Origin of the sequence: Nakamurella leprariae (assembly GCF_016918035.1) — a bacterium.
Classification (GTDB): domain Bacteria; phylum Actinomycetota; class Actinomycetes; order Mycobacteriales; family Nakamurellaceae; genus Nakamurella; species Nakamurella leprariae.
The window spans coordinates 52625-65782 of the sequence record NZ_JAERWK010000029.1 but is presented as its reverse complement, the minus strand read 5'-3'; the positions used below and the strand labels follow the sequence as shown (position 1 = coordinate 65782).

At 73.5% G+C, this 13158-nt stretch carries 12 protein-coding genes; 11 read left to right on the top strand and 1 reads right to left on the bottom strand.

The annotated features are described in order from the left end of the window. Positions 1-265: 265 nt before the first annotated feature. Entirely contained in the window at positions 266-457 is a 192-nt protein-coding gene (gene rpmB, locus JL106_RS19920; protein ID WP_205262522.1) for a 50S ribosomal protein L28, read from the bottom strand. A gap of 325 nt (positions 458-782) precedes the next feature. Here rpmB and JL106_RS19915 point away from each other — a divergent pair, with 325 nt between their 5' ends. The 11 genes from JL106_RS19915 to JL106_RS19865 all read left to right on the top strand — a co-directional run bounded on the left by JL106_RS19915 (position 783) and on the right by JL106_RS19865 (position 13106). After that, complete coding sequence (locus tag JL106_RS19915) at positions 783-1895, top strand: hypothetical protein (RefSeq protein WP_205262521.1); 1113 nt, start codon at positions 783-785, stop codon at positions 1893-1895. Between the two features lie 118 nt (positions 1896-2013). Next, positions 2014-4401, top strand: coding sequence for an ATP-dependent DNA helicase RecG (gene recG / locus JL106_RS19910; protein WP_205262520.1), 2388 nt, complete (start codon positions 2014-2016; stop codon positions 4399-4401). Between the two features lie 254 nt (positions 4402-4655). Next, positions 4656-8072 (top strand): pyruvate carboxylase, encoded by a 3417-nt coding sequence (locus JL106_RS19905; protein ID WP_205262519.1) that lies wholly within the window; start codon positions 4656-4658, stop codon positions 8070-8072. Between the two features lie 49 nt (positions 8073-8121). Further along, on the top strand, positions 8122-8718 hold the full coding sequence (locus JL106_RS19900; RefSeq protein ID WP_205262518.1) for an RsmD family RNA methyltransferase: 597 nt from the start codon (positions 8122-8124) through the stop codon (positions 8716-8718). Beyond that, a complete protein-coding gene (gene coaD / locus JL106_RS19895) occupies positions 8715-9203 on the top strand; it encodes a pantetheine-phosphate adenylyltransferase (RefSeq protein WP_205262517.1) in 489 nt (162 codons plus the stop codon). Before JL106_RS19900 ends, coaD begins: the two co-directional genes overlap by 4 nt. Positions 9204-9338: 135 nt before the next feature. Beyond that, positions 9339-10106: a DivIVA domain-containing protein gene (locus JL106_RS19890; protein ID WP_205262516.1), complete on the top strand. Its 768-nt coding sequence runs from the start codon at positions 9339-9341 to the stop codon at positions 10104-10106. A gap of 138 nt (positions 10107-10244) precedes the next feature. After that, positions 10245-10853, top strand: coding sequence for a YceD family protein (locus JL106_RS19885; RefSeq protein WP_205262515.1), 609 nt, complete (start codon positions 10245-10247; stop codon positions 10851-10853). A 95-nt stretch (positions 10854-10948) separates the two neighbouring features. Beyond that, positions 10949-11128 (top strand): 50S ribosomal protein L32, encoded by a 180-nt coding sequence (gene rpmF, locus JL106_RS22285; RefSeq protein WP_205262514.1) that lies wholly within the window; start codon positions 10949-10951, stop codon positions 11126-11128. Positions 11129-11136: 8 nt separating this feature from the next. Beyond that, complete coding sequence (gene rnc / locus JL106_RS19875) at positions 11137-11922, top strand: ribonuclease III (protein ID WP_205262513.1); 786 nt, start codon at positions 11137-11139, stop codon at positions 11920-11922. Positions 11923-11925: 3 nt separating this feature from the next. Next, positions 11926-12807 (top strand): bifunctional DNA-formamidopyrimidine glycosylase/DNA-(apurinic or apyrimidinic site) lyase, encoded by an 882-nt coding sequence (gene mutM, locus JL106_RS19870; protein ID WP_205262512.1) that lies wholly within the window; start codon positions 11926-11928, stop codon positions 12805-12807. Further along, complete coding sequence (locus JL106_RS19865) at positions 12804-13106, top strand: acylphosphatase (RefSeq protein WP_205262511.1); 303 nt, start codon at positions 12804-12806, stop codon at positions 13104-13106. Before mutM ends, JL106_RS19865 begins: the two co-directional genes overlap by 4 nt. Positions 13107-13158: the final 52 nt, after the last annotated feature.

Here is a 13158-nt window from a genome sequence, read left to right as displayed (position 1 = left end):
CCGCTTGTCACCCCGGGAAAGCCCTCTACCGTTGGACACGGACATCCTCCTGTCTGGTTGGGACACCAAGCCCGTCGACCACACAGGGGGATGTCTTGGTCTTCAACCACTCAGGCAGTTACTAGCGGCTGCCGTGCCCCGGCCGCGCCGCGTCCGGCGGCGTGGCTCCTGTCGGAACGACGACGACGGCGGGAGTCCGATGGACTCCCGCCGTCGTGGTGCGGTCAGTGCCGCGGCGTCCTGGACGCCGGGCGATGCGGCCGGGTCAGCCGCGGACGACCTTGCCGGCCTTGAGGCAGGACGTGCAGGCCTGGATCTTCTTGACCGTGCCGGGAGCCACCTGGGCCCGCACCGGCTGCACGTTCGGGTTCCAACGACGGTTGGTCCGGCGGTGCGAGTGGGACACACTCATACCGAATCCGGGGCCCTTGCCACACACGTCACACACGGCAGCCACGGCCGGTCACTCCCTACGAATCGTCGATCACGAGCGGGTCGAGGTGGACGAGCCTTCGTCCGGACCGCTCCGCGAGATGCTTGAGGTGCCCGGCGTCCGCTGGGCAACCGTTCCAGGATAGCCATCCGTGCACGATCGTCCAAACCGGTCCGCATCGGCCCGGCTGGGCCGCTCCGGTCGTGTCCTCCGATCGTGAGCTCCGGGTGACCGATGGTGAGTGACGACGACCCCGGGGAGAGTGAACCGGGCACCGTGGCGTGGTCCGGACGGGTCCGTCCGTCACGGAACGGTCGGCCCGGCGAGGTGTGACGGGCAGGATGTGCCCATGGCCGTCCTCGATGCCCCGCTCGTCCGGCGTTGGTTCGGCGTGCTCAGCGATCGCACCGTGCCCCTGATGCCGCACTGGGGCATCACGCCCAGTGCCGCCGAGCACGAGGTGCTGGCCGAGGGTCGGGAGCTGGTGCTCCGGGCCATCGCCGATTCGACCATCCCCGGTCCGCCGCACCGGCCGGCGCCGGAACCTGCGGCGCGGCAGTTGCAGACCTACCTGCACGCGCTGGCCGCCGGGGTGGGCGGCACGCAGGCCACGCTGCGGGGCAGCGCCCCGGATCCGCTCACCGCCGACCGACCGGCCGTGCACTGGTCGGACCGGACCCGGTCCGAGGATGCCGGCGGCGCACCCCGCCGGCCACGGAACGGTGCCGGGCGGGAGTCGCACGGTCGCCGTCCGGCCGTCCGGCCGTCGACCGTGGGGTCCGGGACCGCGAGCGACACGCGCGGCACGCCCGCCGCGCGGCCCGTCGAGCACGACGCCGCCGGCGCACCCGAGGACGACGGGTCGGCTCCGTCGATGGCGCTGGTCGCCGGGCTCATCGCCGGGGCGGCCGCCCTGCAGGACAGCCTGGGCGGCTGGAGCCCACCGGAGACGCCCAAGGCCGAGCCGACCGCCGCCGAGGTCGCCCGGCTGGCCGGGGTCACCGCGGCCGAGCTCGCGGTCGACGGTGCGGACCTGGCGGCCATCGCCGCGCAGGCGGCTGGCACCGCGGTGCTGGGGTGGACCGTCGGAGTGCCCGGCGACGCCCGAGCGCTGACCGAGTACCGGACGCGTGGTCTGATCGGCATGCTGCTCATCGCGCTCCAGCAGGCCTCCCGGGCCCCCGAACCGCCGGCCGAGCCGGCCAGTTGCGGAGCCGGACCGGGGGAGCACCGGGGCAGCGCGTTCGATGCCGAGATCGGGTTCGAGATCCGCTGCGAGGACCCCGAACGCGACACGCTCATCGCCGAACTGCAGCCGCTGGCCCAGGAGGTGCGGGTCTGGTCGAGCAACGGGGTGCACGCCTTCCACGTGCACACCCGGCGACCCGGCGAGGTCATCTCCCTGGCGTACGCCAGCGGCATGCTGTTCGACCTGGAGATCACGGCGCTGCCCGGCAGTTGACCGGCCGGCTGTGGTCCCGGTGGGGGGACCGGCTGTCGGGGGTCCGGAGCACAATGACCCACGCCGGTCCCGGCTCTGCCGGTCGGCGGCGGACGGGGCGGGCGGCGGAGGAGCGCGGATGACGTCGGGCGGCGGTCGGGACCGACCGGAGGAGCAGCAGGGCCCCCACCTGGGAACCTCCTTGACCGCGTTGCTCGGCGCGCGCACGGCGGCCAAGCTGCGCGACAAGCTCGACCTGGTCACGGCCGGCGACCTGTTGCGCTGCTACCCCCGCAAGTACGAGCAGCGCGGCCGGATGACGGACCTGCGCAACCTGGTCGTCGACGAGCGCGCCACCGTTCAGGCCGAGGTCGTCTCCATCGACCAGCGCAAGCTCGGCAGCGGTGACTCCCGGTCTGGCCCGCGCCGCGGTGGGGCCCGCGGCGGTCCGCGTCACCTGACCCGGATGACCATCACCGACGGCACCACCACCATCACCTGCTCGTTCTTCAACCAGCCGTTCTGGGCGAGCCGGCTGCCGCCGGGATCGGTCGCCCTGTTCTCCGGCAAGGTGACCCGGTTCCGCAACGCGTTGCAGATGACCTCGCCGGCGGTCATGTTGCTGCCCGGCGAGGCGGCGGTGCCGGTCGCCGGGCTGCCGGCACCGGGGACGGCCGCCGGTGATCTCGACCGTGACCTGGAGACGGTCGAGTCCTTCGCCGGTGGCATCATCCCGGTCTATCCGCTGGTCGAGGGGATCACCCAGCCCGTGCTGCAGCGCAGTGTGCGGGTGGTGCTCGACGCGGTGCGGATCGTCGACCCGGTCCCGGAGGTGCTGCTGGCCACGCGCGGGCTGACCGATCTGCCTGCCGCGCTCCGGCACATCCACCGACCGGCCGACGGTGACCACCTGGAGCAGGCCCGGCGCCGGCTGCGGTACGACGAGGCGCTGGCCGTGCAGCTGGTCCTGGCCCAGCGCCGGGCCCGGGCGCGGGAGTACCCCGCCGAGCCCTGCCCGGTGGTCCCGGACGGGTTGCTGGCCGAGTTCGACGCCGACCTGCCGTTCCAGCTCACGCGCGGGCAACGGGCCGTCGGCGAGACCATCGCCCGCGACCTGGCCACCATCCACCCGATGAACCGTCTGTTGCAGGGCGAGGTGGGCTCCGGCAAGACGGTGGTGGCATTGCGCGCGATGCTGCAGGTGTTGGACGCCGGTCGGCAGGCTGTGCTGCTGGCGCCGACCGAGGTGCTGGCCGCGCAACACGCCCGGTCGTTGCGGAACACGCTCGGTCCACTGGGTCGGGGCGGTGAGCTGGGCGCACCCCCGCGGGCGACGAAGATCACCCTGCTGACCGGGTCGCAGTCCACCGCGGTGCGACGGGCGGCGTTGCTGGACATCGCGTCCGGTCAGGCCGGCATCGTCGTCGGCACCCATGCCCTGCTGTCCGAGGGCGTCGTCTTCAATCAGCTGGGTCTGGTCGTCGTCGACGAGCAGCACCGGTTCGGGGTCGAACAGCGGGACCGGCTGCGCACGCGACACCCGGACGGGAATCCGCCGCATCTGCTGGTGATGACCGCGACACCGATCCCGCGGACGGTGGCCATGACCGTCTACGGCGACCTGGAGACCTCTGTGCTCGACGAGTTGCCCGCCGGGCGCTCGCCGATCAGCAGCACGGTGGTGCCGGTGGCGGAGAAGCCCGGCTGGCTGGAGCGGGTCTGGGCCCGGGTCCGCGAGGAGGTCGCCGCCGGTCACCAGGTGTTCGTGGTGTGCCCGCGGATCGGCGAGACCGAGTCGGCGGACCGGCCGGGTGGCGCTGCAGTCCGCTCGCGGGGGAGGTCGGCTGCGGACCGGGACGAGGACGGCGCCGACGAGCCGGACGACGACGGCCCGGACGAGCAGGAGCGCCGCCCGCCGCTCGCCGTGGTCGACATCGCCCCGATGCTGGCCGACGGCCCACTGGTCGGGCTCCGGTTGGGGGTGCTGCACGGGCGGATGCCGGCGGCCGACAAGGACGCCGTGATGCGGGCCTTCGCCGCCGGCGACGTCGACGTGCTGGTGTCCACCACGGTCATCGAGGTGGGCGTCGACGTCCCCAACGCCACGGCCATGGTGATCCTGGACGCCGAGCGGTTCGGTATGTCGCAACTGCACCAGTTGCGTGGGCGGGTCGGTCGGGGCGCCGCTGCGGGCGTCTGCCTGCTGGTCACCGAGGCGCCCGACGGGTCCTCGGGTCGCCGGCGGCTGGCCGCCGTCGCGGCCAGCGCCGACGGGTTCCAGCTGGCGGAGGCCGACCTGCAGCTGCGTCGTGAGGGCAACGTCCTCGGCACCGCGCAGGCCGGTCGGTGGACCGCGCTGCGGCAGCTGTCGTTGATCCGCGACCGGGAGATCATCGAGCAGGCCCGGGTGGACGCCACCGAGGTGCTCGGCGCCGACGGCACCGGACTGGACCACGCACCGGGACTCGCCGCGATGGCCTCCGAGGTGATCGCCGCCGAGCAGCAGGAGTACCTCGAGAAGGGCTGACCGACAGGGGAGCGGACAGCCGCGGACGGTCCGACACACGGCTGAGCGCGCGTTCCTGTGCGCTTCCGGGGGTCTTGGTCGGGTCCGCGGGCGGCCGCTAGGTTGCCTCCACGCGGTCGGGCCCCAGGGTCCCGCCGGGTCGGCGCCGATCTCGGTCCGGTCCGGTCGGTCGGCCGCGGAGTCCGAGCGCGCCGACGATGCCGCGGGTCGGTGGTGGTGTCGGTGGACGGAGCGCTGCGGGACGGGAGTGGTCGATGTTCTCGAAGGTGTTGGTGGCCAATCGGGGTGAGATCGCCATCCGTGCGTTCCGGGCCGCGTACGAGTTGGGTGTGCTGTCGGTGGCGGTGTTCCCGCGGGAGGACCGTGGGTCGCTGCACCGGCAGAAGGCCGACGAGGCGTATGTGATCGGTGTCGAGGGGCATCCGGTCCGGGCGTATCTGGACATCGCCGAGGTCATCCGGGCCTGCCAGCACGCGGGCGCTGACGCGGTCTACCCGGGGTACGGCTTCCTGTCGGAGAACCCGGACCTGGCCCGGGCGTGCCGGGAGGCGGGGATCACGTTCGTGGGTCCGCCGGCCGAGGTGCTGGAGCTGGCCGGGAACAAGGCGACCGCAGTGGCCGCGGCACGGGCTGCGGGGCTGCCGGTGCTGGACTCCTCGGCCCCGTCGACCGATGTGGACGTGCTGGTGGCGGCGGCGCAGGGGATCGGGTTCCCGGTGTTCGTGAAGGCGGTCGCCGGTGGTGGTGGGCGTGGGATGCGGCGGGTCGACCGGGCCGAGGACCTCCGCGAGGCGCTGGGTACCGCCATGCGGGAGGCCGAGTCGGCGTTCGGTGACTCGACGGTGTTCCTGGAGCGGGCGGTGGTCGAGCCCCGGCACATCGAGGTGCAGATCCTGGCCGACGCGACCAACGCGCAGGGCAACCCGGCCGGGGTGGTGCACCTGTTCGAGCGGGACTGCTCGGTGCAGCGCCGGCACCAGAAGGTGGTCGAGGTGGCGCCCGCGGTGAACCTGGATCCGGACGTGCGGGACGCGATCTGCGCCGACGCGGTGCGGTTCGCCCGGCACATCGGGTACGTGAACGCCGGCACGGTGGAGTTCCTGCTCGAGGGTGACGGCCCCGACGCGCGCTGGGTGTTCATCGAGATGAACCCGCGCATCCAGGTCGAGCACACGGTCACCGAGGAGATCACCGACGTCGATCTGGTGGCCGCGCAGTTGCGCATCGCCGCCGGCGCGACGCTGGTCGAGCTGGGCCTGACCCAGGACCGGATCCGGGTGCGGGGTGCGGCGCTGCAGTGCCGGATCACCACCGAGGACCCGGCCAACGGGTTCCGGCCGGACACCGGCCGCATCATCACCTACCGGTCGCCGGGCGGCAGTGGGGTCCGGATCGACGGCGGTACCGTGCACGCCGGTGCCGAGGTCAGCCCGCACTTCGACTCGCTGCTGGTCAAGTTGACCTGTCGGGGCGCGGACTGGCCGGTCGCGGTCCGCCGGGCCCGGCGGGCTCTGGCGGAGTTCCGCATCCGCGGGGTCGCCACGAACATCGGCTTCCTGCAGGCGGTGCTGGACGATCCGGACTTCGCCGCGGGCGGCGTGCCGACGTCGTTCATCGAGACCCACCCGCAGCTGCTGGTCTCCCGGCGCTCCGCCGACCGCGGCACCCGACTGCTCACGCATCTGGCCGACGTCACGGTCAACCAGCCGCACGGGCCGCGTCCGGCCGGGCTGGTCGACCCCAGGGACAAACTCCCCGCGGTCGCCCTGGACCGACCCGCCCCGGCCGGGTCGCGACAGCGACTGCAGGAGCTGGGTCCGGCCGGATTCGCGGCCTGGTTGCGGGCCGAGCCGGCGCTGGGCGTCACCGACACCACGTTCCGGGACGCCCACCAGTCTCTGCTGGCCACCCGGGTCCGCACCCGTGACCTGGTCGCGGTGGCCCCGGCGGTGGCTCGGTTGACCCCGCAGCTGCTGTCGGTGGAGGCGTGGGGCGGGGCCACCTACGACGTGGCGCTGCGGTTCCTGGCCGAGGACCCGTGGGAGCGCCTGGACGCGCTGCGCACCGCGCTGCCCAACGTGGCCCTGCAGATGCTGCTGCGCGGCCGCAACACGGTGGGCTACACGCCCTACCCGGCGGCGGTGACCGACGCGTTCGTGGCCGAGGCGGCCCGCAGCGGCATCGACGTGTTCCGCGTCTTCGACGCCCTCAACGACGTCGAGCAGATGCGGCCGGCCATCGACGCGGTGCACACCACCGGCACCGCGGTCGCCGAGGTGGCGCTGTGCTACACCGGCGACCTGTCCTCGCCGGACGAGCGGCTGTACACCCTGGACTACTACCTGCGCCTGGCCGAGCGGATCGTGCACGCCGGCGCGCACGTGCTGGCCATCAAGGACATGGCCGGCCTGCTCCGGGCGCCGGCGGCGTCCACCCTGGTCCGCGCCCTGCGCGAGCGGTTCGACCTGCCGGTGCACCTGCACACCCACGACACCGCCGGTGGTCAGCTGGCCACCTACCTGGCCGCCGTCGGAGCCGGTGTCGACGCGGTCGACGCCGCCAGCGCCGCGATGGCCGGCACCACCAGCCAGCCGCCGCTGTCGGCGCTGGTGGCCGCGACCGACCACACCCCGCAGGCGACCGGGCTGTCACTGGCCGCGGTCCAGGACCTGGAGCCGTACTGGGAGGCCGTCCGCGCCGTCTACGCGCCGTTCGAGTCCGGGCTCACCGCGCCGACCGGACGGGTGTACCGACACGAGATCCCGGGAGGGCAGCTGTCCAACCTGCGGCAGCAGGCCATCGCGCTCGGCCTGGGCGGCAAGTTCGAGCAGATCGAGGCCATGTACGCCGCGGCCGACGCGATGCTCGGCCACCTGGTCAAGGTCACCCCCTCGTCCAAGGTGGTCGGTGACCTCGCGCTGCACCTGGTCGGTGCCGGCGTCGACCCCGCCGCCTTCGAGGCCGACCCGGACCGGTTCGACCTGCCCGACTCGGTCATCGGCTTCCTGGCCGGCGACCTGGGTGACCCGCCCGGCGGCTGGCCCGAGCCGTTCCGCACCAGAGCGCTGGCCGGACGCACCCACCGCGCGCCGGTCGGGGAGTTGTCCGACGCCGACGCCAAGCAGCTCGACGACGCGCCCCGCCCCACCCTGAACCGGCTGCTGTTCCCCACGCCGGACCGGGAGTTCCGCGCGTCACGTGAGGCACACGGCGACATCTCGGTGCTCCCGACCCAGGATTACCTCTACGGGCTACGGGCCGGAGAGGAACTGTCCGTCGACCTCGAGCCCGGCGTGCAACTGGACTTCGGTCTGGAGGCCATCGGCGAGGCCGACGACCGGGGCCTGCGCACCGTGGTCACCACCCTCAACGGGCAGCTCCGCCCGCTGCAGGTCCGCGACCGCAACGTCGACGTCGACGTGCCCACCACCGAACGCGCCGACCCGGGCCACCCCGGCCACGTCGCCGCCCCCTTCGCCGGCGTCGTGTCGCTCATCGTCGCCGAGGGCGAGCAGGTCACGACCGGGCAGACCGTCGCCACCATCGAGGCCATGAAGATGGAGGCATCCATCACCGCACCACGGGCAGGCACCGTGACCCGGACCGCCATCCAAACGGTCCAGCAGGTCGAGGGCGGCGACCTGATCCTCGTCCTCGGGACAACCGGGTGACGCTGGGCTCCTGGCGCGCCGGGTCGCCGGCGGACCGGTGGGGCGGCCGGTGACCCGGATCGTCGGAGGCCGGTTCGGCGGCGCCCGGTTGACGGCGCCACCGGGTGACCGGACCCGCCCGACCTCGGAGAAGGTGCGGGCGGCCCTGGCCAACGCGCTCGACGCAGCCGGGGTGCTGCACGGCGCCCGGGTGCTCGACCTGTACGCCGGCTCGGCCGCACTGGGCCTGGAGTTGCTGTCCCGTGGAGCCGCGACCCTGGTGGCGGTGGAGCAGGACCGGACCGCCGTGCAGGTGGCCCGGCGCAACGTGGCGGCGCTGCGCGTCGGGTCCGCGGTGGACGTCGTCGCCGCCGACGTCGCCACCTGGGTCCGGACGGCGCCGGCCGCCCCGGCCGACCTGCTGGTCGCCGATCCGCCGTACGACCTGCCGGATGCCGAGCTGCGGGCGGTGCTGGCCGCCGCGGCGGAGCACGGTCATCTGGCACCGGAGGCCGACGTGGTGCTGGAACGCCGGGTCCTCCCGGTCCGGGCGGGCAGGCCGGCGCCGGGTGTCGGGAGCGGCGCGAGCCTCTGGCCGGACGGGTTCACCGCGGTCCGGACCCGTCGCTACGGCGACACCGAGCTCTGTTACGGTCGCGCCCCATGACGCACGCGGTCTGCCCGGGCTCGTTCGATCCGCCGACGCTCGGCCACCTGGACGTCATCGGCCGGGCCGCAGGCCTGTTCGACCGGGTCACCGTGGCGGTGCTGGTCAACCCGGACAAGGCCGGCCTGTTCGCCATCCCGGAGCGGCTGGAGCTGCTCCGCACGACCACGCAGCAGTGGCCGAACGTCGAGGTCGACTCCTTCCGCGGACTCCTGGTGGATTACTGCCGTGAGCGGGAGATCGGCGCGATCGTCAAGGGCCTGCGCGCGGTGTCGGACTTCGACTACGAGCTGCAGATGGCGCAGATGAACCACGGGATGACCGGGGTGGACACCCTGTTCCTGCCGACCAGCCCGGAGTTCTCATTCATCTCCTCGTCGCTGGTGAAGCAGATCGCCACGTACGGCGGAGACGTCGCGAAGCTGCTGGCTCAGCCGGTGTCCGAGGCGCTGACCGCCAAGCTGGCCGACCGTTCCGGAGCCTGATCCCGGCCGGTCGGCCGGTTCTTCGCGGCCGGTACCGGGCGTGTCGACGCCGGGACGACCCGTCGGTGTCGGCAGACTTGCACCGCAGGCGGTGCGCTCCCACGCGCCGGCGCGTCCACTCGAGGAGGTCGGTCGGTGTATCGGGTGTTCGAGGCACTGGACGAACTGGTGACCATCGTCGAGGAGGCCCGCGGGCTCCCGATGACCGGGTCGTGCGTCGTGCCCCGCGGTGATGTGCTGGAGCTGCTGGACGACGTCCGCGAGGCGCTGCCGGGCGAGGTCGACGACGCGCAGGACGTGCTCGACCACCGCGACCAGATGATCGGCGACGCCCGGGCCACCGCGCAGAGCACCGTGTCCGCGGCGCAGGCCGAGGCTGAGCGGCTGGTCGGCAGTGCCCGCGCCGAGGCCGACGCGATGCTGGCCGCAGCCCGGTCGGAGGCCGAGGCGATGGTGGCCGCCGCACGGAGCGAGGCGCAGCGGACGGTCGAGGACGCCACCCGGGACGCCGAGTCGACGGTCACCCGGGCTCGTGCCGACGCCGAGCGGACGGTGCAGTCCGCCCAGGATCAGCACGACGGCCTGCTCAGCCGGGCCCGGTCGGAGGCCGATCGGTTGGCCGCGGCCGGGCGCAGCAATTACGAGTCGGCCGTCGCGGACGGCGAGGCCGAGCAGGCCCGGCTGGTGTCCCAGACCGAGGTCATGCAGGCCGCGCACCGCGAGTCCGCCCGGGTGATCGACGGGGCCCACGCCGAGGCCGACCGGATCCGGACCGAGTCCGAGCGGTACGTCGACGAGACGCTCGGGGCTCTCGAGGACACCCTCACCCGCTCGCTGCGGGAGGTCGGTCGGGGCCGCACCTCGTTGCGGTCCGGCGGCCCGGTGCTCGACCACCGCAACTGACCCGGAGCCGCGGTCGGTCCGACGTCGTCGCTTGGCTCCGCACGTCCTGATCGCGTACTCTGGAACGGTTGCCCTGGCTCGCCGCGCTGCGGCCGCGCCGGCACCGAACCGCAGCACCGAACCGCATGGAACAGGATCATGACGACACGCCCCGATCACGCCTCGCCCTGGGTGCTGGACACGCGCACCCTCGGCCGGCGACCCGGATCGATGCGCCCGGTCCAGGTGCAGGTGCCGGTGCTGGAGCCGATCGGCCTGGACGTGCTGGCCGTGCCGCCGGGGGCGGACGTCGAGCTGGACCTCCGCCTGGAGTCCGTGGCCGAGGGTGTGCTGGTCTCGGGGATCGCCCGCGCCGAGGCGGTGGGTGAGTGCGCCCGATGTCTCGGCGAGCTGACCGTCCCGGTCACCGCGACCATCCGGGAGCTGTTCGCCTACCCGGGTTCGACGACGGCCGAGACCACCGACGAGGACGAGATCGGCCGGGTCGTCGACGACCTCGTCGACCTCGAGCAGACCGTCCGGGACGAGATGGTCCTGGCCCTGCCGCTGGCGCCGCTGTGCCGCCCGGACTGCCCGGGCCTGTGCAGCGAGTGCGGCGAGCCGCTGGCCGATCTCGATGCGAACCATTCTCATGAGATACTGGATCCGCGCTGGGATGCGTTGCGGTCGCGCTTCGGTGCGGCGGACGGACCTGATCCCGAAGGTGACCCCGGTGCCGATCCGGGACACCGCGCCGACCCGGCCTGACTGCGCATCCGCGCCCGTCCGGCCGACACGGTCCGGCCCCACCCGATGACGAGCCCGCACCGGGCTGCAGCACGTTCGATGAAGGAGATACCACCGTGGCCGTTCCGAAGCGGAAGATGTCGCGCAGCAACACCCGTGCGCGTCGCTCCCAGTGGAAGGCCAGCGTCCCGACGCTGGTCGCCTGCCCCAACGGAGCCTGCGGCGCGATGAAGGCTCCGCACGAGGTCTGCCAGGAGTGCGGTCAGTACCGCGGCCGGCAGGTCGTCGGGGTCTGACCGACCTCATGGGTGCAGCGGCAGCCGCCGAGCGCCCCGAGCCGGCGGAACTGACCCGTCACCTCGGGGTCGACCTGGAGGACGACCTGGTCGTCCTGGCGACCACGCACCGGTCCTACGCCTACGAGCACGGCGGCCTGCCCACCAACGAACGGTTGGAGTTCCTGGGCGACGCCGTGCTCGGCATCGTGGTGACGGACGCGCTCTACCACGCGCATCCGGATCTGCCCGAGGGACAACTGGCGAAGCTGCGGGCGTCGGTGGTGAACATGCACGCGCTGGCTGGCGTCGGTCGCGGGATCGGCCTCGGCACGCACCTGCGGCTGGGACGGGGCGAGGAGCTCACCGGCGGCCGCGACAAGGCGTCCATCGTGGCCGACGCGGTGGAGGCCGTCCTCGGTGCGGTGTACCTGCAACACGGTCTGGAGATCGCGCGTGCCGTCGTGCTCCGGCTGTTCGGCCCGCTGCTCGCGGCGGCGCCCCGGCTCGGCGCCGGCCTGGACTGGAAGACCTCCCTGCAGGAGCTGGCCGCCGCCCGCACCCTCGGGCCGCCCGAGTACCGGGTGACCGAGACGGGTCCCGACCACGCCAAGGAGTTCACTGCCCAGGTGCTGCTGGCCGGGGACGTCGCCGGTTCCGGCACCGGGCGGACCAAGAAGGAAGCCGAGCAGCAGGCCGCCGCGGCGGGCTACCAGACGCTGACCGCCGAACAGGTGGCCGCCGTCGCCGATGCGGCCGTCGACGCGGTCGACGAGCCGTCGACCGCTGCCGCTCGACCAGTTCCGCCGGCCTGACCCGTGCCGGAGCTGCCCGAGGTCGAGGTGGTGCGGCGCGGCCTGACCGACCACGTGACCGGCCGGCGGATCCGGTCCGTCCGAGTGCTGCACGACCGCGCCGTCCGCCGGCATGCCGGCGGCCCGGCCGAGTTCACCGCGGTGACCCGCGGCCACACCGTCACCGGGGTCCGGCGCCGCGGCAAGTACCTGTGGTGGGCCCTGGACGATGGCGACGCGATCCTGTGCCACCTCGGCATGAGCGGCCAGTTCCGGATCGGCACCGGAGAGCCGGTGTCGGCCACCGGCGGCGACGCGCCCGTGCTGCACCCGCACCTGCGCATCCGGTTCGAGTTCGACGACGACGGACCCGTGGTCGACTTCCTGGACCAGCGCACCTTCGGCGGGCTGGCCTTCGCGCCCGGCGGGGCCGAGCTGCCCGCCGCGATCGCGCACATCGCCGCTGACCCCCTCGAAGCGGCGTTCGACCCGGACGCCGTCGCCCGGGTGGTGCGCGGCAAGCACACCGAACTCAAACGGGCGTTGCTCGACCAGCAGGTCGTGTCGGGCATCGGCAACATCTACGCCGACGAGTCGCTGTGGCGGGCGCGGCTGCACTACGCCCGACCCACCGACCGGCTGCGGCGGACCGAGGTGCTCACCGTGCTCGACGAGGCGGCCGCAGTCATGCGTGCTGCCCTCGACCAGGGCGGTACCAGCTTCGACGCGCTGTACGTGAACGTGAACGGCGAGTCCGGGTACTTCGACCGGTCGCTGGATGCCTACGGTCAGGAGGGTCGCCCGTGCCGGCGGTGTGGCACCCCGATCCGCCGGGACGCGTTCATGAACCGTTCGTCGTTCTTCTGCCCGACCTGTCAACGGGCGCCCCGCGGGAGCAGCCGATGACCGAGCCGCAGCGCGACCGGCCGGACGAGCCCGCCCGGCTGACCGCCTGGGTGCACGGCCGGGTGCAGGGCGTGGGCTTCCGCTGGTGGACCCGGGCGCGCGCGCTCGAGCTGGGACTGGCCGGCTCGGCCGGCAATCTGGCCGACGGCCGGGTGGAGGTGGTCGCCGAGGGCCCGCGTGCGTCGTGCCAGCGGCTGCTCGACGCGCTGAACGGCCGGGGGACGCCCGGCACGGTCGACACCGTGGTGCACCGCTGGGACGTACCGCGTGGCGTCCCCGACGGGTTCAGGGAGCGCTGACAGCGCCACCACCTGCGCTGATGTCCCCGACGCTGGTGAGGCGTCCCGGCGT

Excerpts from the sequence above, each read along its gene's own strand:
- JL106_RS19915 (WP_205262521.1), top strand. The coding sequence starts at position 783 with ATGGCCGTCCTCGATGCCCCGCTCGTCCGGCGTTGGTTCGGCGTGCTC.
- recG (WP_205262520.1), top strand. The coding sequence starts at position 2,014 with ATGACGTCGGGCGGCGGTCGGGACCGACCGGAGGAGCAGCAGGGCCCC.
- JL106_RS19905 (WP_205262519.1), top strand. The coding sequence starts at position 4,656 with ATGTTCTCGAAGGTGTTGGTGGCCAATCGGGGTGAGATCGCCATCCGT.
- coaD (WP_205262517.1), top strand. The coding sequence starts at position 8,715 with ATGACGCACGCGGTCTGCCCGGGCTCGTTCGATCCGCCGACGCTCGGC.
- JL106_RS19885 (WP_205262515.1), top strand. The coding sequence starts at position 10,245 with ATGACGACACGCCCCGATCACGCCTCGCCCTGGGTGCTGGACACGCGC.
- rnc (WP_205262513.1), top strand. The coding sequence starts at position 11,137 with ATGGGTGCAGCGGCAGCCGCCGAGCGCCCCGAGCCGGCGGAACTGACC.
- JL106_RS19865 (WP_205262511.1), top strand. The coding sequence starts at position 12,804 with ATGACCGAGCCGCAGCGCGACCGGCCGGACGAGCCCGCCCGGCTGACC.